General features: G+C 49.5%; 16 protein-coding genes. 1 reads left to right on the top strand and 15 read right to left on the bottom strand.

The genetic code is table 11. The annotated features are described in order from the left end of the window. The first annotated feature begins 78 nt into the window (after positions 1–78). Entirely contained in the window at positions 79–1,458 is a 1,380-nt protein-coding gene (locus NR121_RS08140) for a sugar phosphate nucleotidyltransferase (RefSeq protein ID WP_074729846.1), read from the top strand. Positions 1,459–1,662: 204 nt separating this feature from the next. On the opposite strand, the gene NR121_RS08135 is transcribed toward NR121_RS08140, so the two are convergent. The 15 genes from NR121_RS08135 to NR121_RS08065 all read right to left on the bottom strand — a co-directional run bounded on the left by NR121_RS08135 (position 1,663) and on the right by NR121_RS08065 (position 19,202). After that, a complete protein-coding gene (locus tag NR121_RS08135; RefSeq protein WP_074729847.1) occupies positions 1,663–3,078 on the bottom strand; it encodes an Asp-tRNA(Asn)/Glu-tRNA(Gln) amidotransferase GatCAB subunit A in 1,416 nt (471 codons plus the stop codon). Between the two features lie 72 nt (positions 3,079–3,150). Beyond that, on the bottom strand, positions 3,151–4,419 hold the full coding sequence (locus NR121_RS08130) for an MFS transporter (RefSeq protein WP_306274404.1): 1,269 nt from the start codon (positions 4,417–4,419) through the stop codon (positions 3,151–3,153). Positions 4,420–4,694: 275 nt separating this feature from the next. After that, positions 4,695–6,377 carry a sigma 54-interacting transcriptional regulator gene (locus NR121_RS08125; protein WP_256831060.1) on the bottom strand — a complete coding sequence of 561 codons (1,683 nt, stop codon included), beginning with the start codon at positions 6,375–6,377 and terminating at the stop codon, positions 4,695–4,697. A gap of 101 nt (positions 6,378–6,478) precedes the next feature. Then, positions 6,479–7,891, bottom strand: a complete 1,413-nt coding sequence (uxaC, locus tag NR121_RS08120) for a glucuronate isomerase (RefSeq protein WP_062410251.1) — start codon at positions 7,889–7,891, stop codon at positions 6,479–6,481. Positions 7,892–8,121: 230 nt separating this feature from the next. Further along, positions 8,122–9,588 (bottom strand): alpha-ketoglutaric semialdehyde dehydrogenase GucD, encoded by a 1,467-nt coding sequence (gucD, locus tag NR121_RS08115; RefSeq protein ID WP_062410250.1) that lies wholly within the window; start codon positions 9,586–9,588, stop codon positions 8,122–8,124. A gap of 29 nt (positions 9,589–9,617) precedes the next feature. Then, positions 9,618–10,793 carry a UxaA family hydrolase gene (locus NR121_RS08110; RefSeq protein WP_054816998.1) on the bottom strand — a complete coding sequence of 392 codons (1,176 nt, stop codon included), beginning with the start codon at positions 10,791–10,793 and terminating at the stop codon, positions 9,618–9,620. Beyond that, positions 10,777–11,094, bottom strand: a complete 318-nt coding sequence (locus tag NR121_RS08105; protein WP_062410249.1) for a UxaA family hydrolase — start codon at positions 11,092–11,094, stop codon at positions 10,777–10,779. Before NR121_RS08105 ends, NR121_RS08110 begins: the two co-directional genes overlap by 17 nt. 19 nt (positions 11,095–11,113) lie before the next feature. After that, on the bottom strand, positions 11,114–11,992 hold the full coding sequence (locus NR121_RS08100) for a fumarylacetoacetate hydrolase family protein (protein ID WP_054816996.1): 879 nt from the start codon (positions 11,990–11,992) through the stop codon (positions 11,114–11,116). 45 nt (positions 11,993–12,037) lie between these two features. After that, complete coding sequence (locus NR121_RS08095; protein WP_054816995.1) at positions 12,038–12,823, bottom strand: IclR family transcriptional regulator; 786 nt, start codon at positions 12,821–12,823, stop codon at positions 12,038–12,040. Between the two features lie 36 nt (positions 12,824–12,859). Next, positions 12,860–13,792 carry a U32 family peptidase gene (locus NR121_RS08090; protein WP_171006010.1) on the bottom strand — a complete coding sequence of 311 codons (933 nt, stop codon included), beginning with the start codon at positions 13,790–13,792 and terminating at the stop codon, positions 12,860–12,862. A 288-nt stretch (positions 13,793–14,080) separates the two neighbouring features. After that, a complete protein-coding gene (locus NR121_RS08085) occupies positions 14,081–15,139 on the bottom strand; it encodes a TRAP transporter substrate-binding protein (protein WP_062410248.1) in 1,059 nt (352 codons plus the stop codon). 36 nt (positions 15,140–15,175) lie between these two features. Further along, on the bottom strand, positions 15,176–16,201 hold the full coding sequence (locus tag NR121_RS08080; protein WP_062410247.1) for a C-terminal binding protein: 1,026 nt from the start codon (positions 16,199–16,201) through the stop codon (positions 15,176–15,178). Positions 16,202–16,219: 18 nt separating this feature from the next. Then, positions 16,220–17,497 carry a TRAP transporter large permease gene (locus tag NR121_RS08075; protein WP_062410246.1) on the bottom strand — a complete coding sequence of 426 codons (1,278 nt, stop codon included), beginning with the start codon at positions 17,495–17,497 and terminating at the stop codon, positions 16,220–16,222. Continuing rightward, on the bottom strand, positions 17,494–18,045 hold the full coding sequence (locus NR121_RS08070; RefSeq protein WP_054816994.1) for a TRAP transporter small permease: 552 nt from the start codon (positions 18,043–18,045) through the stop codon (positions 17,494–17,496). The genes NR121_RS08075 and NR121_RS08070 overlap by 4 nt, the downstream gene beginning before the upstream one ends. A gap of 104 nt (positions 18,046–18,149) precedes the next feature. Then, a complete protein-coding gene (locus NR121_RS08065; RefSeq protein WP_054816993.1) occupies positions 18,150–19,202 on the bottom strand; it encodes a TRAP transporter substrate-binding protein in 1,053 nt (350 codons plus the stop codon). Positions 19,203–19,427: the final 225 nt, after the last annotated feature.

Genomic DNA, 19,427 nt, shown 5'->3' with positions numbered 1-19,427 from the left:
GCTGAAAACAATGTATACTTTTTTTATTGTTCAAAAAACAACGAAGATCCTAAAGGCTTCCTGTAAGGAGGAATAGTCTTGCGAATTGTTTTGCTATCCGGTGGTTCCGGGAAAAGACTCTGGCCGCTCTCCAATGAAATCCGATCGAAGATATTTCTTAAGCTGCTGGAATCTCCAGACGGGGTCAAGGAATCCATGATCCAAAGGATTTGCAGACAATTGGAGTCAGCCGGATTGCTTCCATACACATCGATCGTTACTCATCAAAGCCAAATTGAAATTACCATAAATCATATTGGCGACCGCGTTCCTATCATTAGCGAACCTCACAAAAGAGGAACTTTCACGGCAGTCGCTTTAGCCGCAGCTTATTTTCATTCCAAAGTGCATGCCGATGCAGATGAAACCGTCTGTATTATTCCTGTTGATTTATTCGTTGAGGAGTCCTTTTTCCATATTTTTCATCAGATGCCGCATATCCTCAGCCAATCCCAAGCAGATCTCGCCCTTCTTGGAACCACCCCTACTCACGCCTCCAGTCAATATGGATACATTGTGCCGAAGATCCAAAACAAGGCGGAATACTATCCCGTTGCCCAATTCGTGGAGAAACCGGATGCAAACCATGCAAGCTTCCTGATTCAAAAGAACGCTCTATGGAATTGCGGTGTTTTCGCCTTTTCCCTACGGTTTATGCTTTCTTACTTAAGCAGCCGAGGTCTGCCCGTTGAATATGAGGAATGGCTTGATCGGTATGAACAATTGCCCGAGCTTAGCTTTGATCATGAAGTTGTGGAAAAAACCGGTCATACGGTAGTGATCCCCTACGGTGGGACCTGGAACGATTTGGGCAGCTGGGATACATTAGCGAATCATCTTGGCAGCAGCGTCGTCGGTTTAGGCCAGGTGTCAGATGACTCTGTGAATACCCAACTGGTCAATGAGCTCTCCTTTCCCGTTCATGTGATCGATGTATCCGATATTATTGTAGCCGCAAGCGCCGATGGTATTCTTGTCGCCAGTAAAACCAACGCCAATCGAATCAAGCAGCAAGTCAATAGCATCCTGCGACGGCCTATGTATGATGAAAGAAGATGGGGAACCTGTCGGGTATTGGACTACTCGAAAACAGAAAAGGAAACGGAAACTCTGATTAAAAAGATCGAGATGCATGCAGGCAAAAATATGAGCTATCATTCTCACCAAAAAAGAAGAGAAGTATGGACCGTCATTTCCGGATCCGGTGAGCTGATTTTGGAGGGCCGACTCTCCACCATTGAAACCGGCGACGTGATTCAAATCCCCTGCGGGGCCAAACATACAGTGAAGGCCATTACGCCGCTCGTATTCATTGAAGTACAGATAGGTAATGATCTTAATGAAGAAGATATCACACGTGTTGCAGTAACCTGGGAGAAGGCCATCGAGTATGGCAACAAGGGGGAACCTCCCGCATAGCCTTCCGGCCCTACAATCTTTTAAGCGAAAGGGAATGGACATCATCAAAGACAGCAAAGGGACCGCTCCTCCGTCTAAAATAGACATCGGGGCGGTCCCTTCTCCATTGGTTTAGCCGTACTTCTACAAATTCTCCGCCTTGCAAAGCTTTTTCAGTGGCATGCTTACCTTACTCTGCCCTTATGAATGCATCCCCCGGGCTGCTTATTTAATTTCCCATCGTAATGCAGGGATGGCGGCTTCCTTTTCAAAAGCGGCAGCGAATTGATATAATGACGCCTCATCGAAAGGCCTTCCGATGAACTGCATCCCGATCGGTAAGCCCGTCTTTGAAAAACCGCATGGAACCGAAAGGCTGGGCAGTCCCGTCAAATTGGTTGGTCCTGTTAAGCGGAGAAGGGCGGCACGAACCGGCTCGTCCTGTCCGTTGATCCGGATTTCCTTCTGTCCGATATTCGGAGGCAGGATGGGGAGGGTTGGCGTAACCAGCACATCCACATGCTCGAAAACATGACGAAAGGACTCCTGAGCGCGACGGCGAATGTCCTGAGCCTTCACGTATTCATACCCCTTGGCTTCTGCGCTTACCTGCAGCCGTTCCAACACTTCCGGATGATATTTTTCCGCGGAAGAATTGAAGTGCTCTTCGTGAACCGCATAAGCTTCGCTTTGTATCGTTTTCAGCTGTGCCCATGACACTTCGGAAAGAACCGGAATATCCACCGTTCGGATTTCTGCGCCCAGGGTTCTCAACAGATTGATGGCGTCGTCTATTTTGGCGCGGATTTCATCATCAATCAGGTCGTAATAGAAGGTCGATGGAATACCGATCACCTTACCTCGAATCGGTTCCCCGATATAACGGGTAAAATCTTCTCCCGCTCGCTCCACCGAAAACGGGTCCTCAGGATCGTAACCGGCCAAGATGCCTAGCAGCTCCGCATTATCCTGAACGGTCCGTGTCATCGGTCCGATATGGTCCAGCGTGTAGGCCAACGGATATACTCCGTGTTTGCTTACTCTCCCAAAGGTAGGCTTCATTCCGACAATCCCGCATGCCGAAGAAGGAATCCGGATAGAGCCCCCGGTATCGGTTCCTAAAGCTCCGAAGCAGAGTGCTGAAGCGACGGCCGCACCGGCGCCGCTGCTGGACCCTCCGGTCATTTTGGACGTATCATAGGGGTTGCGCACCGGGCCAAAATAAGAAATATCGCCCGTAGGTCCATAGGCAAATTCATGCGTGTTGAGTTTTCCGATCACAATGGCACCGGCCTGCTTTAGCTTCCGGACCACACTGGCATCCGCATCGGGTATAAAATCTTTGTAAATCGCGGAGCCCATGGTGGTTTTTATGCCTTTGGTATAAATCAGATCCTTTAATCCGACGGGAATTCCGTGCAGCGGTCCTCTGTATTGACCTGCCGCGATTTCGGCCTCGGCTTGTTCGGCCTGTACAAGCGCCTCCTCCGCCGTTACCGTAATGAAAGCATTGAGCACCGGATTGAGGGCATCTATCCTTTTTAGCAATGGGGTGACAATGTCTTTCGGAGATATTTCCTTGCTGCGAAGCTTCTTCGAAAGCGTCGCGATATCGAGCTTTAACAGATTAGAATCGGACATTTGGAATCTCCTCTCACCTTGGATTGGCACCCCCTAGTCGGGGGCTGCCTTGGAATGTGAAATATTCGTCGATTAAGCTGTTTTTTCCCTTTTGCCGGGTTTCACAAAGATCATGGCCACCATCCCTATTCCTGCTGCAACGGCTGCCGCTACAAACATAGCCGTATACCCGCTTGACGCAACCAGTACACCTGTTAACGTAGGAGCGACAATAGTAGCTATATTCGTGATAAAGTGAGTAACTCCTCCAAAGGTCCCCGCTCGGGTAGGTTCCGTATCGATAATAACGGTCCAATACACGGAATTAGGCAAAAAGTTAAACGCATTCCCGATGGCCATCAGAGCAAGCACGGCCCCTACACTGTTTACAGTCGGAATCATCATAAAGCAGATCGCCGTAAGAAGAAGGGAAACAACCGCCAAACCGGAACGGGCGATGCGCAAGCTGCCTGTTTTCCGGCGAAGAGCGTCGGAGATTTTCCCCCCGAGCAATACGGTGACGCAGGCGCCGATCCAAGGGATCATCCCTAAATACCACAAAGAAGATAATTTAAAATCAAAGGTGTCCTGCAAATACTTAGGTGTCCAGGTCAAAATCAAGAAATTGACGTATTGGAAGGCGAAATATCCGATGGCGTTCATGACCAACGTCGGACTTTTAAAGAAATGATACCATGGGACATGTACCTTCGGTCCTTGATTTACGACCTGCTCGGTTTTCAACAAACCGTCGGTGGACCGGATTTCAACCAACTCCTCCTTGGATACTTTCGGATGATCCTCCGGATTGTCGGTAAACATCTTCATCCAAATCACGACCCAAATGATTCCGATGATACCCAAAACGAGGAACATCTTTTTCCAGTCCATAATGGAAAGCAATCCGACAGCTACCGGGGCTGTCAGCAAAGCCCCCAGCGGCGAGCCGAGCAATCCGAGCGAAGCGGCAAATCCTCTTTCTTTGGGAGCGGCCCAGTTGGCCATCGTGCGATTGATGGTAGAAAAAAGCGGCCCCTCGGACAGACCGAACAACACCCGAAACAGAGCAAAGCCGGCAATGGCGGAACCGCCTAAAAGGGTCATTCCGATATAACCGGCATAAGCGGTCCCAATCTCAAAAACAGACCAAGCCAGCCCCGCCGCAATCCAAACAAACTTCGGCCCCTTCTTATCGGCCAGCATCCCGCCGAACAGCGCCCCGATCATGTAACCGTAGCCAAAGTAACCCAGGATTTCACCCCATGACTTTGGATTAAGACCGAATTCTGCGATAATCGCGGCTTGGGCGTACGAAATCGCTCCACGGTCAATGTAGTTAATAACCGTCATAAATACGATCATGCTAAAAATCAAATACCGGTACTTCAATCCTCTCACTCCTTGTCTTATTAAACAACATTGGTCTGCAAACGCTTTCGACGTAAGCCCAGTGTCGCTTTACCTTTCATTTATAACAAGGCTCTTGGAGTTAAACAATAGGTTGAAAAACAAATAACTATGCAGCATCGCATAGTCATTTTAGTAGAAAGCTTATAAATTCAGGATATTTAGCCATATCCATCGCTTCCTTCTTTTTTATGCATTAATGCATAACCATATATGCAAATATGCATAATTCATTGCTTTCCCTTCCACCGACTTAACTTTCTGCTTACCGTAGATTGATTTACTCCTAACACTTCAGCGATTTTCGTGGTCGAATGATACCGCTTTTGAGCCAATTGCAGCAATTCTTTTTCCAATAATTCAACAGCATCCTTTAAGGGCATAATCTGATGAATCTGGATACCTTTATGTTCTTTGACATTGACGTTCACATGGTCAGGCAAATGCTCCTCATGAATCCATTCGTCCTCCGTTGTGACAAACAGTCTTTCGGTCATATTTTGCAGTTCGCGGACATTTCCCGGCCAAGCGTATTCCTGCATTTTTTTTAAAACGAGCGGATTAAATTTCTTCTTTAGCCCGTATTTTCGGTTTAACTGGTCTGTGAAATAAAGGATTAAGGGAATAACGTCCTCTTTCCGCTCGCGCAGCGGAGGAATCGCAATGGGAACAACATTCAGCTGGTAATACAGATCTTTTCGGAATTGTCCGGACTGTACCTTCTGCTCGATGTCCTGTGCCGTAGCGGAAATGATTCTTACGTTAATCTCAACGGAAGTGCTCCCTCCCATCCGCGTAATCCTTTTTTCCTGGATGGCTCGAAGCAATTTCACTTGCAGAGCCGGTGGAATTTCATCCACTTCATTCAAAAATAAGGTTCCTTCATGTGCCATTTCCAAGCAGCCTAGTTTCACTTCCGCCGCACTCTCGTCACCAAACAATTCGGTCTCCAGTAACAGCGGCGGAATGGCCCCGCAATGAACGGTAATGAACGGTCCTTCATGACGGTGACTCCATTTATGGATATAAGAAGCCAGCACTTCTTTGCCGATTCCCGATTCACCTAACAGCAGTACGCTTGAATCCACCTTGGCTACCTTTTGCGAGAAAGAAACCACTTTTCTCATCTGTTCGCTCCGGTAGATCATTTCCTTCTCAAATTCCTTCTTGGAGCGCAGGTCCATAATTTCTTTCCGGTAGCTTTCCGTTAATTGCTTAAGCAATTCAATCTCGGCTTGAAGCTGACTAATCTCCGTAATATCCCTGGAGGCATTGACAACACGAATAATACGTCCCTCATCATCTTTAATCGGGGTGCCGACTACCTTCAAGCGGCGGCCTGTCTTGGTCGTTTGAATCATCGATACCTTTTCCTGCTTTTCCAGAACGAGACGGGTAATGGAAGGGTAATACACTCCCTCTCTTTCTAACTCATATACGCTTTTTCCCACCAGTTCTTCTTCCTTGTAGCCCCATAACGTTTCGCACGCGGAACTAACCCTAAGGGTAATCCCCTGGCCATCAGATACATAAATCACATCATAAGAAATATCAAAAATCGCCTTTAAATCGAAATTCAGATTTTTATAAAAATCCAGCTCCTCGACGATCTCCTGTAACTCGGACGCCCGCTGAAAAACCAATACTTCTCCTTCCCCTTGACCCTGTAGAAAAAAGGGAAAACGCTGAGCGGCAAACGCTTCATCCCCCAGCTTAAATTGCATACTTCTTTTTGGATCGGAAGGCTCCATGCTCAAATCCTGGAGTACATCCTGCAAAAATATATCCTTGTCAGACTTAAGTGAAAAGCGATCGGCGGCATAACGATTCATAAGTACAATCCGCTTGTCCCGATCCATAAACATCATGCCAAACGGCAGCAGATCTAAAGCTTCTTGCTCCAAACCTTTCACAAGAACTTCCCCCCTAAACACGGCAATCCCTCGTTATATTCATCCCATGCAAAGAAACAGGCCACCCGCGAGAGTTGGCCTGTTCAACAGGATATTTCCATTTATGCCTTGATCTTGAAGTTAAAATAGTCCTTGGCATTATTATAGGAAATGCCTTGAACAATACTGCCCAGAAGCTCCATATCATTCGGAACCTCTCCATTCTCAACCCATTCGCCAATCAGGTTGCAAACCAATCGTCTAAAGTATTCATGCCTTGTATAGGACAAGAAGCTTCTGGAGTCGGTAAGCATCCCGACAAAACGGCTCAGCAGTCCGACGTTAGCCAACGTTTTCATCTGCTCGAGCATGCCGTCCTTCGTATCGTTGAACCACCAGGCGGAGCCCAGCTGCATTTTCCCTGGAATCCCGCCGTTCTGGAAGGCTCCCATTACCGTGGCCAGCACATAATTGTCCTTAGGGTTCAAAGAGTACAAGATCGTTTTATGCAGGGCGTTTTCTTTGTCCAAAGCATCGAGCAATTTTCCTAACGGATAAGCAAGTGCGCTGTCGTTGATGGAATCGAAGCCTGTGTCCGGGCCCAGCTTCTCAAACATCCGCGAGTTGTTGTTTCTTGATGCATTAATGTGGAACTGAGTGGCCCAGCCCAGCTCTGCATAAATTTTGCCCAAGAAAATCAATGTATATGTCTTAAACTTTTTTTCTTCCTCTAAGCTAACCGCTCTTCCCTGCAAGGCATAAGCAAAAATCTCTGCCGCTTCTTCTTTGGTCGTCTCGGCATAAGCTACATAGTCCAACGCATGGTCGGAAACCGTACAGCCCACGCTGTGGAAAAATCTGGCCCTTGCATCGAGAGCTGCCAAAAATTGATCGTAGCTGGAAATCGGCTGTCCGGTTACTTGCCCAAGCTTCTCAATCCAAGGCACAAACGTAGCCCGGTTGATTTCCAGCCCCTTATCCGGCCGGAAAGCAGGCAGTACGGCCACGTCAAAATCGTTCTCTTCCTTCAGTTTGATATGATATTCCAGGGAATCGGTTGGGTCGTCCGTCGTGCAAACCACTTTGACATTGGACTTGGTAATCAGATCTCTTGCGCCGAAGCCTTCCCCTTGGAGCAGAGCGTTTACCTTCTCCCAAATCAACGGCGCATTCTTTTCATTAATCAAGTCATGGATGCCGAAAAAGCGCCGGAGCTCCAGATGGGACCATTGGAAAAGCGGATTTCCAATCGTCATCGGTACGGTTTTGGCCCACGCCAGGAATTTATCATAGTCGCTAGCATCGCCGGTAATATACTTCTCTTCTATACCGTTAGCTCTCATGACTCTCCATTTGTAGTGATCTCCGTTCAACCATACTTCCGTTATATTTTTAAACGTTTTGTTCTCATATATTTCCTGAGGGCTCAAATGGCAGTGATAGTCGATAATCGGCATTTCTTTTGCATAATGATTGTATAAATGGACTGCCGTTTCGTTGTTTAACAAGAAATTTTCATCCAAAAATGTTTTCATAAACATTCCACCTCTGCCCTTTTTAGATTAATGTTCACGTGTGCTTTAATAGTACTTCTTTTATCACGCAATTACAATACAAAATTGTTCACGTTAACATTTTTTTCGGGAGATTTCTCTTCGGGCTGCAAATGACTTTAGCTAAACGGCTTTACCTATGAGAAAAAGAGGACCGGATTCGCTTTTCAATCGCAAACCCGGTCCTCTATTGCTGTACCTATGAGAGCTTTTTATGGTTTAACAAATACCGTTTTGATGGAAGTGAAAAATTCGATTGCCGCTTGACCCTGTTCACGGGAATGGGAGCTCGATTGTTTCATTCCGCCGAACGGAGCCTGCAGTTCTACGCCCGCGCTTTCCGCATTGATACGAACGAGGCCCGCATCGATATCCTTGATGAAATTGAGCATGTTCGCGATATCGCGGGTAAAGATGGACGCGCTGAGACCGAACTTCACGTCATTGGCGATCTCTATCGCTTCCTCAATGGTATCTACCTTGATCAAAGCAAGCACAGGTCCGAAAATTTCTTCCTGCGCGATGGTCATGTTAGTCTTGACGTTCTCAAATACCGTTGGCTGTACATAGAAGCCATGCTCCAAGCCTTCTCCTTCAGGTCGGCTGCCGCCGTAAAGAAGAGTGGCCCCTTCTTCCTTTCCTTTTTGAATATAAGAAAGAACGGTATCCAATTGGCTTTGGCTGGCGCAAGGGCCCATCCATGTATCGCTTTGCAGCCCGTGACCGACTTTGATTTCCTTCACTTTGGCCAGAAGCTTTTGTTTGAATTCCTCATATACGGCGCTTTGAACGATAACACGGCTGGTGGCCGTACATTTTTGACCGGTAGAGCGAAGACCTCCGCTGACGGTCGCATCCACCGCAAGATCCAAATCCGCATCCGCCGCCACGATGACCGGGTTTTTACCGCCCATCTCCAGCTGATATTTGGCACCGCGTGCAAGCGCACCCTGTCCGACCAATTTACCCACGTTGTCGGAACCGGTGAAGGTAATGCCGTTAATATCGGGGTGATCGATAATGCCCTGACCGATAACGGAACCGTTGCCTGTAACCAGATTCAAGACACCTGCGGGCAGTCCTGCTTCCGCCATGCACTCGATCACTTTCGCCGCAGTGACAGCCGTTTCCTGGGCCGGCTTGAGCACTACGGTATTTCCATATACGAGCGCCGGCGCCATTTTCCAAATCGGGATGGCCACAGGGAAGTTCCAAGGCGTGATGACGCCTACAACTCCAAGCGGAACGCGTGTAGTGAACATCAAAGCTTCCGCATCCGTAGACGGGATAACGTCACCGTTCTTACGCATGCCCTCACCGGCATAATAACGCAAAATCGCTATACCGCGGGCGGTTTCGCCCTTGGCTTCCGGGAACGTCTTGCCCATTTCCCTTGTCATGGTTTCCGCTACTTCATCGAGGCGTCTTTCCAAAGCATTCGCCATCTTATACAGGTACTCTCCGCGCGCCGGGCCGGACAGCTTTCTCCACTGCGCGAAGGCCTTTTTCGCAGCAGCTACGGCACGATCCAGGTCTTCTTTGCCGGATTTTTGAATGTAGCCGACAATTTCATGCTTGTTCGCGGGGTTAATGCTCGCGTCCGTCTTGCCCGTGGAGGCGGCAACCCACTCTCCATCGATATAGTTCAAATAGGTTTTGGCTTCTGTTTGTACGGTCATGGTCTATTTACTCCTTCCGAATAACAAATTTAGAATGTAGGTCCGATGCGCCAGATCCCGAAATCATGCTGCTTTAATATTTCCGCTTTGGTCAGCTTTCCGGAGCACACCTTGGCAATTTGATCCATAATCCGCTGGCCGACCGAGTCGATCGTTTCCGTGCCTTCAATAATCGTCCCTGCGTTAATATCGATATTCTCGCGCATTTTATTGAAGATCGCCGAGTTCGTGGATATTTTGATCGTTGGTGCGATCGGAGAACCTGTTGGCGTCCCCCTTCCTGTAGTAAACAGCACGATTTGCGCTCCGCCGGCGACCATTCCTGTTAACTGCTCGATATCATGGCCTGGCGTATCCATCCAAACCAGTCCCTTGCGGGTCGGCCGCTCGGCATAATCGATCAGCTCCTGAAGCGGCCGGGTTCCTGCTTTATTCGCCGCTCCGAGCGATTTTTCCTCAAGAGAGCTCAGCCCTCCGCGGATATTGCCCGGACTCGGATTGCCGGTACGGATATCCACGCCCATCGTAAAGGCGCGGTTTTCCATGGCCTGAATGACTTCATAGACCCGCTTCGCCACTTTGTCGTCAACGGCACGATTCGCAAGCAAATGCTCGGCGCCGATCAGTTCCGTCGTTTCCGCCAGAATCGAAGTGCCTCCGCAATCGACAATCCGGTCGCTGACGAATCCGACCGCCGGGTTCGCGGATAAGCCGGAACAGGCATCTGAGCCGCCGCATTCGGTACCGACGATAAGCTCGCTGAACGGAAACGGCTCGCGCATGAGCTCAGAGGCGTCCTGCACCATTTGTGCCGCGATTTTTGCGCCCTGGGCGATGGCAGACAGGGTGCCTCCGTGGTCCTGGATCGATACAAGCTCGACAGGCTTGCCGCTCTTGGCAATTTCACCGGCAACGCTGCGCGCTTGATGCGTTTCGCAGCCCAGTCCAAGTACGACAACGCCGTAAACGTTAGGATTGGTCCCCATGCCCACGTAGGTTCGGAAGGTTTGTTCATAATCGACGCCGACCTGGGCGCAGCCATGCTGATGAATGAAGGATACCGTGCCCTGCACAAGCTCCGTAATTTGCTTCGCCGCTTGAGTGGCGCAAGTAATGGTAGGTAATATCAGCACATGGTTGCGTACGCCTACACGTCCGTCCGGACGACGGTATCCCCAAAATGTCGGTTCAGGTTGATTGGCCAAGCTTATCACCTCTTCCTCGTTTGCCTTCCAGGTTATGCACATGCACATGCTCGCCGGCTTGAATATCTTTGACGGCAACGCCGATGACCTCGCCGTATTTGAGGATATCCTGACCCGAGCTGATCGGTAAGACGGCGAATTTGTGGCCGAACTCGATCGCCTGCCTGAGCTCGACTTCAAAGGTCTTATCCTGACATGTGACCTGAAGAAGCGCTCCAGCCGGTACATTCTCCAAAGCGACAGCGACGTTGTCCTGCGGCTTCATCATAATGACCTTGTATTTGGCCTGTGTCGGCTCCATTCCGATCCCTCCACTCCGCTTATGGGCGTTTTACGAAGTTCGTCAGTACACCGATACCGGAGATTTCATTCTCAATGCGGTCGCCATCCTGCAACGTGAACTCATTGGGGGGGACGATGCAGGTTCCGGTAAGAAGGATAGTGCCGTCAAAGATTTCATTATCTCTGATCAGGAAGGAAACCAGCTCTTCGAGCTTTCTCTTTAACTGCCCGGTGCTTGCCGTACCATCTACAACCTTCTCATTGTTACGGTAAATCCGGCAGGCAATTTCGAACTTGTACGGATCCTCCACCGTTTCCGCCAAACGGATCGACGGTCCGATGGAGCACGATCTTTTCCAAAGCTTCGCCTGCGGAAGATAGAGCGGATTCTCCCCTTCGATGTCACGGCAGCTCATATCGTTACCGACGGTATAGCCGAGAATCGTACCTTTGCTGTCAATGACAAGGCCGAGCTCGGTCTCCGGAATTTGCCAGTTCGAATCGCTGCGCAGGTAAACATCGTCATTGGGCCCCACGGTCCTTGCGGCAGTCGATTTGAAGAAAATTTCCGGACGCTCCGCATCGTATACTTTATCGTAGAACGTCGTTGAATCCAGCTTGCCGCCGGTAGCCTCATAATTTCTCGCTTCCTTGCTCCGGGCATAGGTGACGCCGGATGCCCATACTTCAGGGGCTTCAATCGGCACCAGCAGACGAAGGTTCTCGAACGCCGTTGGCAGCGGGCTGCCGTTTTCGATCTCACGCAAAACGAGCTTCAGCGGGGTCGTTCCCTGTGCATTAGCGGCATCCACCAGCTCTATAAATCCTTGATACGGCAGCGCAAACACTTGATTCTCATCCGTTAAAGCAGCAACCGTAGGTACATCAGACTCATTTAAAAATCGAATTATACGCATGAAATATGCCTCCCAAGTTGGTATATAGTGAACTCCTTCATATCCCTAGAGCACTTCCTTGCCATGAAATGAAGGAATGCCGAATCCCATCTGTTCTGAAATTTCCTCCGCAGCCTGCTGCAGGGATTGTACGTGCTCCATCAACTCCGCATCGCTCACGCGTGCAACGAGCGTTGACATACTGATCGCAGCGATCACCTGCCCCGAATGATCCCTTACCGGAACGGCAATGCAGCGCACTCCCGGCTCATTTTCTTCATTGTCTACGGAGTAGCCCTGTCCACGTACCTTTTCAAGCTCTTGCATAAAATAAGATTCGCTCATAATGGTTTTCGCGGTATGCTGCCTGTAAACATAACCTTTCAGTAATTGCTTTAACTCCTTCGGCTCTTTATAGGCGACGAGCACCTTGCCAACCGCACTGCAGTGGATTGGAATTCGTTTGCCGATACGCGAATAACGGATGATCGCCTTCGAACCTTCGACTTTATCGATGTACACGCCCTCTTTGCCGTCCAGAATGACCAAATTCGTCGTCTGGCCCGTGATGTTCGATAAGTGGATCAGGTGCTTTCTTACAACGTTCCGAATATCGAGATTATGCATGACGATGGTCCCTCTCTCGAGCAGCTTCATGCCCAAACGGTATTTTCCGTTCTCGGGGTTTTGTTCAATATAGCGATGAACCTGAAGCGTTTTTAAGAGAGAATGAACGGTACTCTTGTGCAGAACCATGCGGTCGCTGATTTCAGTGATTTTCAACTCGGTATCATACTCATCGAACAAATCCAAAATCAAAAGTGCCCGTTCTACAGCTTGAATCATCGGCATGTTTATTCACCCTTTTTACGGAAACCTTTCATTTGTTTACTTCTTCACAGGGACACCCAAGCCGGCGGCGCCTTTTTCCGATGTTCGCAATTCGGGACTGTACCGTTTGATCATATCCGTTCCGATTTTTGCGCGTCTCACGCGCTCTTTGCACAGCGCAATCGAGGTTTGCTCCAAATGGGTGCCGGAAGGATAAATGTTAGGCGAGTTGCGCAATCCGAACTTAATATAGACGGGAGCAGCCACACGGATGATTTCCGGAATTTCGTAATGCCGGATAAATCCGCCGATATCGTCCGGAACTTCAACATAAATATCAATCGGAATATCAACGGCCTGACGAATCGCAGCAAGGCGGGCCAGGGTAAGATCGGTCGGTACGTTGTAGGTATCCGCCCCTATGCTTTCGATCAGTTTAATGGAAACCGGGTTCGCCTGCGCCATTTGCACGGAAATTTTCACGACCAAATCTTCCGGCAGCTCGCCCTTCTTTTTGAACTCATTGACAAGCCAAAGCAGCCCTTCATCCGCTACGAGAATGCCGCGAATGCCCGCATCGCACGCACGCTTGATATCCTCGATCGAATAAACGAGCTGATCCATGCTTTCCACGCGAAGACCGATGACCTTGCCGGCACTCGCCCAAGGCATTGCAGTGGTATCCCACGTACCGCGAGGTCCTACAAACAAGCTGACCTCCAAGTTTTCGCGCTTGCCGATTTCCGCCATTTGCTTCAGTTCGTCATCCGTCAGCAGCATGATGCCGCTGCCTTGAGACACGCGATGAATCAACACATCATATTGCTTGCAGGCTTCGATAACCGCCTCAAAGGAAGCGGGCCCTTCCACGCTGGGAATTTCAATCCGGTATTGGGCGCCATCCGGAAATGTCTTTGTGGAGGACGGCAGATCATGAAGGTCACCACGCGGGAACCCAAGCTGTTCAATGACATCACGAGTTTTTTGCAAAAGTCGCATCCCCTTTATAAACGTATTCATGTTCTTATCCAAACCATCTTTCCATGGATCCCGGCCTGTGGCTTAACGGCGCTGCATTCATGGAAGACGGTTCCGATCCCATAACCATTCCTTCCGTTGTTGTCCCTGGTTTCGGGAAGCAATACAGATGGGGAGACCGTTGTTCCAGCTCCCCCCACCTTGACCATGTCCATCCTTGAAATAATTGGTGCCTCTTCCGTTTCAGCCGTTACCCAAGTAAGGCGGCTGCTTAAGAAGAATCATCACTTGGGTTGCGTCTTATTTCCCGCGCACTTTATTCACTTCATCGTACATTTCTTTGACCAAAGCTTCACCTAAGTCTTTGGAAAATTTATCGAGGACAGGCTTGACGATTTCCTGCATCTTCTCCCGGTCTTCCGGTTTCACCTCATTTACTTCTATGCCCTTAGACTTCAGGTTTTCCAGCGATTGCTTATTTTGCTCCCGGTTCTTTTCACGTTGGAATTTACCCGCTTCTATGGATGCCTCTTGCAAAATCTTTTGTTCATCCGGTGTCAGACCGTCCCAGAACTTCTTGCTGACCAGAAATACAAACGGCGTATAAACGTGATTCGTCAAGCTCAAGTATTTCTGCACTTCATAGAACTTGTTGGATTCGATCGTCGGCAGCGGATTTTCCTGGCCGTCGACGGTTTTCCCCTCCAATGCGCTGAATACTTCGGAGAACGGCATCGGTGTCGGATTTGCCCCTAAAGCACTAAATGCTTCGATATGCACTTTACTTTGAAGGGTACGGATCTTCAGTCCCTGAAAATCCTCCGGCGCAGCAACCGGTCTCTTGCTGTTGGTCAAATTGCGGAACCCGTTCTCCCAATAAGTTAATCCGATAAGTCCCTGCTGCGGCAGCATATCGAGTAATTTTTTCCCTACGGGTCCATCAAGCACGGCATCCGCTTCTTGCTCGTTATTAAACACGAACGGATAGTCAAACACGCCGAATTCTTTCACCATCGAGGTGAGCGGTGAAGTGGATGGAATGGTGATCTCCTGCGTTCCGGATTTTAACGCATTCGTCATTTTTAAATCATCGCCCAGTTGAGCTGCAAAGTAAGTCTGCACCTTCATGCTGCCACCGCTCTTCTGTTCCACCAGCTCGGCAAATTTCTTAAGCCCTTGGCCCTGCGGATGATCCTCATTCAAACCGATTCCCGCTTTGAGGGTACGCGTTTGTTTGGCCGGCGCTCCCCCCGCCTGACCGCCCGCTTCCTGGGTCGCCGATCCCCCGCCGCCGCAGGCGCTAACGACAAGCAGGCTGGGCAGTGTAATGCCGATCATCGCTTTTTTGAACCAATTCATGTTTGATTCCCCCATTCTTATTTTTTGTTTATCGGGTTAAAGGCTCTGGTAGCGCTGCTCCGGCCGGGAAGGCTTCAGCTCTACCCGCTCTTTCACCTTTTGGTTCACCAGGTACTTCGGATATTCGCCGGCAATCAATACGTCGACTACGCCCATAGCCGCTTTGGAGCGCATCTCCGCCGCCGCTTCTTCGGAATACCATGCCGCATGAGGCGTAAGGATGACGTTATCCATCGAGAGAAGCGGATGATCCTTAGGAATCGGCTCTTCTTCCACCACATCCAGCGCTGCTCCGGCAATCTGCCCTTTGGTCAGGGCGTCGACCAGCGCTTTCTCGTGAATGACCGGTCCGCGGGAAGTATTAATAATAATGGCATCCTTCTTCATCCGGGCAAATTGCTGCTCCCCGATCATCCCGCGCGTGGCTTCCATAAGCGGGGCATGCACGGAGATAAAATCGGATTGGGCGCACAGCTCATCCAGCTCGACCAGCGCAACCCCCTTCTCTTCAGCCAAATGCTTCGGAAAATAAGGATCATAAGCCAGGACCTTCAAGCCGAGCGGCTTTACTTTTTCCGCCAGCATCTGAGGGATTTTGCCGAAGCCGACTAAACCGATCGTTCTTCCGCGAAGACGATAAATCGGCTGTGTGACTTTGAAATCCCATTTGCCGTTTTTCACATGATGGTTGGCCAGCGTGATTTTTCGGGTCCAGCTCAGAAGCAGCGCCAGCGCATGGTCGGCCACTTCATCCATACAGTAATCCGGCACGTTGGCAACGCAAATTCCTTTTTCCGTAGCCGCATCGAGATCAATCGTGTTCACGCCGACTCCGTAGCGGGTGATCACCTTGCATTTCTCGAGCGCCTCGATCACCTTGCGGCCGATCGGCGCGTATTGGTTGATGAGCGCATCGGCGTCACGGCATGCTTCGATCACGTCTTCCTCGGTTTTGCATTGGGCGGAAACCAATTTGATGGAGTCGTGGCGAAGCAGCACGTTTTCCTCAAACCGCAGATCTGCGTATTCCCAATCGGTAACGACAACTTTCCATTTTTTCATCTCTTGTGTCCTCCTCTATCAAGTAAACCAATCAAGCGGTACAAGTACAATTTGCGGGAACAGGGTGAGAAGAAGCAGAATAATCACTTCAACCAGCAAGAATGGCCAAACGCCCCTCATAATATCTTCCATACTGAGCTTTCCGACCCCGGCCGCTACGTTCAGTACGGTTCCTACCGGCGGAGTAAGCAATCCAATGGAGCAGTTGAGGACAAACAAAAGTCCGAAAAGCACCGGATCGATTCCTGCAGCATCGATAATCGGCATAAGCACCGGCGTCAGGATCAAAATCGTAGGCGTCAAATCCATCGCCGTTCCAACCAGGAAAACGACAAGATTAATCATCATCAATAAAAGCAATTGATTATCCATTAACGGGCTAAGCATGTTCGTCAGCTCGTTGGGAATATTGGCTACGGTAATCAGCCAGGAGGAAACCAGCGCAGCAGCAGCCAGGAACATCACGACGCTGGTCGTTTTGCCTGCCGCCACCAAAACCTGGTACAAATCCTTCAGCTTCAGCTCGCGATAGACGACGAGACCGACGAACAGCGCATAAAAGGCGGCAACGACGGCGGCTTCCGTCGGTGTAAAGGCTCCACCGCGCAAACCGACGATAATAATGACCGGCAAAATAAGCGCCCATATCGCTTGGACCGAGGCCTTCAAAATTTCCTTCGCGGATTTTTTCGGGAATACTTTGTAGTTATCTTTGCGTACGATCAAATACCAGGCAATGGTCAAACCGACGCCAAGCAATAAACCGGGAACAATACCGGCCATAAACAATTTGGTAATCGAAACACCGCTGGTCACGCCAAAAATGATCATAGGGATGCTTGGCGGAATGGTCGGCGCAATGATCCCTCCGGCGGCGATCAACCCGGCGGACCGGTTTTTGTTATACCCTGCCGCCACCATCATTGGAATTAAAATCGCTCCGAGTGCAGCCGTATCGGCTACAGCGGAACCGGATAGTCCTGCGAACATGACGCTTCCGATAATCGCAACGTAACCGAGGCCGCCTTTGATATGACCGACGAGAGCCATAGCGAAGTTAATGATGCGCTTGGAAATACCTCCCGCATTCATCAGCTCCCCCGCCAGGATAAAGAACGGAATCGCGAGCAGCGGGAAATTGTCGGCGCCATCAATCAGGTTCTGGGCCATAATCTGACTGTCGAAAATATCCATCGTATACATTAGCACCATCCCGCTGACGAGCAGCGAAAAGGCGATCGGGATGCCAAGCGCCATAGCGCCCAGCAGAGATCCGAGAAATACGGTAACGATCATCTTGGGACCTCCTTATTTCCAGAGGTGTTCACATGCGTAATGATTTCCTCAGATTCGTGGATTTGCATATATTTATTGACATCCTCATTAGCGAACAGCACACGGTACAGCTTAAAAATGATAATCAGCCCCATACCTATACCCATGATAATACCCGTTCCGTAAATCAACGTTAGCGGCAAGCCTGTCGCCGGTGCCGTACTGCCGGCGTTAAGCAGCGTAATTTTCCAGCTCCCTTCGACCACCAGGTAGATAACGGCCAGCAAAATCACATTACTGATGATGAATACGATCTTTTTCAGCGGCTTCGATAATCTTTTGACCAGCATATCGACACCCAGATGGGAATTTTCCTTGAATGCAATAACTGCGCCGAGAAGCACAAGCCATATGAATAAAAATCGGGCCATTTCCTCGGACCATGTAATGCCGGAGTTAAACAAATAGCGCAGCACGACATTTCCAAAAACCAGGATAGCCATGAGCGATAGCGCCAAAGCAATGAAACCGTTAAACAGATTCTCAACCACTTTTCCTACATTTTTCACGCGGATACTCCCTCCTCTGTTGTAATCGAGAAAACGTGTTGTCGGGGCATTCCAAGTCGCCAGATGGTCGGTCCGGGCCTGTTTGCGCTTACTTCTTATCAGCGTTACTGCGCTGCCGCCTTAATCTTTTCTACCATGTCCTTACCCCACGGGTATTTCTTGTAGAATTCCTCGTACAATGGAGCTGCGGCATCCTGCATCGCCTTCTTGAAGCTGTCATCCGGCGTAATGAACTGCAAGCCCTTTTCCTGCAGGAATTTCTTATCCTCCTCAAAGCTGTCTTCAAGCAGCTTCCACTCATGGTCCGCCGCTACTTTGGATGCATCCTGGATGACCTTCTGCTGTTCAGGCGTCAGTGCATCCCAGAATTTCTTGTTGATGATATACATATTAGGACTGAACATGTGGTTGGATTCCAAAACATACTTTTGAACTTCGTACCAGCCGGATGCGCGTAAGGTAGCGATCGGATTATCCTGACCGTCCACAACCTTTTGCTCAAGTGCGGTAAACACCTCCGATATCGGCAGCGGCGATACGTTGGCTTTCAAAGCTTGGCCCAGTGCGATATAGTTCGGAATGTTCGGCATACGGAGACGGAAGCCTTTGAAATCCTCAATGCTGTTAAGCGGCTTGGTGCTGGAGAACATCCGGAACCCGTTAGCGCTCCAGGCGAGCACTTTCACGCCGTGCTTGCTTTCCATATCTTCCGCCATCTCTTGTCCGATCGGACCGTCAAACACTTTCTTGGCATGGGCGAAATTTTCAAACAAAAACGGCCATTCGCCAACCTGCATTTTCTCGATGTCGGACTGCATAATCAGCCCCGGAATTCCCATCTCGATCGTTCCGCTGCGAACTCCGTTGTAAAATTCCTTCTCGGCGCCAAGCTTGTTGTTGTCATAAATTTCAACCTTGAGTGTGCCATTCGAATTGGTCTCGACCAGCGGCTTAAATTTCTCGCGAAGTGCAACGTTCTGCGGATGCTCGGGGGCAAAGTAATTCGCAACTTTGATCGTTTTCGCTGCCTGACCCGAGCCCCCCGATGCTCCCGTGCCGGAACCGGTACCCTGATTGGAACTGCCGCAGCCGGCAAGCACAACGGAAGCGGCCAGAAGCAGAACAGCTGTCATTTTAAACCCTCTTTTTACGCTCATAAATGACACTCCCCTTTTACAAAGTTGGATCATTTATTATTTCTGGAAATCGGGTTAGTTTGATTTCCAGCAAATAACCGGGATGAAAGCGGTTAAATTTGTTATGTTAGTTTTATATTATAAAACTATGTTTTATTTCCTGTTTATATAGAGACATGCGTGAGTCCCAAGATATCAAGTCAAAATACAAAGGCTTCACGGGATAGTGCTGCTCATCGTCAAGAG

This window comes from Paenibacillus sp. Pae15 (assembly GCF_024519685.1).
Taxonomy (GTDB): Bacteria; Bacillota; Bacilli; order Paenibacillales; family NBRC-103111; genus Paenibacillus_G; species Paenibacillus_G naphthalenovorans.
Note: the sequence above shows the minus strand (reverse complement) of the source record. Positions and strands in the feature narration are given on the sequence as shown.

Bases quoted from the DNA above. Each gene is read 5' to 3' on its own strand.
- gucD (WP_062410250.1), bottom strand. From the start codon at position 9,588: ATGACCGTACAAACAGAAGCCAAAACCTATTTGAACTATATCGATGGA.
- NR121_RS08105 (WP_062410249.1), bottom strand. From the start codon at position 11,094: ATGGAGCCGACACAGGCCAAATACAAGGTCATTATGATGAAGCCGCAG.
- NR121_RS08135 (WP_074729847.1), bottom strand. From the start codon at position 3,078: ATGTCCGATTCTAATCTGTTAAAGCTCGATATCGCGACGCTTTCGAAG.
- NR121_RS08075 (WP_062410246.1), bottom strand. From the start codon at position 17,497: ATGATCGTTACCGTATTTCTCGGATCTCTGCTGGGCGCTATGGCGCTT.
- uxaC (WP_062410251.1), bottom strand. From the start codon at position 7,891: ATGAAAACATTTTTGGATGAAAATTTCTTGTTAAACAACGAAACGGCA.
- NR121_RS08100 (WP_054816996.1), bottom strand. From the start codon at position 11,992: ATGCGTATAATTCGATTTTTAAATGAGTCTGATGTACCTACGGTTGCT.
- NR121_RS08130 (WP_306274404.1), bottom strand. From the start codon at position 4,419: ATGATCGTATTTATGACGGTTATTAACTACATTGACCGTGGAGCGATT.
- NR121_RS08080 (WP_062410247.1), bottom strand. From the start codon at position 16,201: ATGAAAAAATGGAAAGTTGTCGTTACCGATTGGGAATACGCAGATCTG.
- NR121_RS08065 (WP_054816993.1), bottom strand. From the start codon at position 19,202: ATGAGCGTAAAAAGAGGGTTTAAAATGACAGCTGTTCTGCTTCTGGCC.
- NR121_RS08085 (WP_062410248.1), bottom strand. From the start codon at position 15,139: ATGAATTGGTTCAAAAAAGCGATGATCGGCATTACACTGCCCAGCCTG.
- NR121_RS08095 (WP_054816995.1), bottom strand. From the start codon at position 12,823: ATGCCGATGATTCAAGCTGTAGAACGGGCACTTTTGATTTTGGATTTG.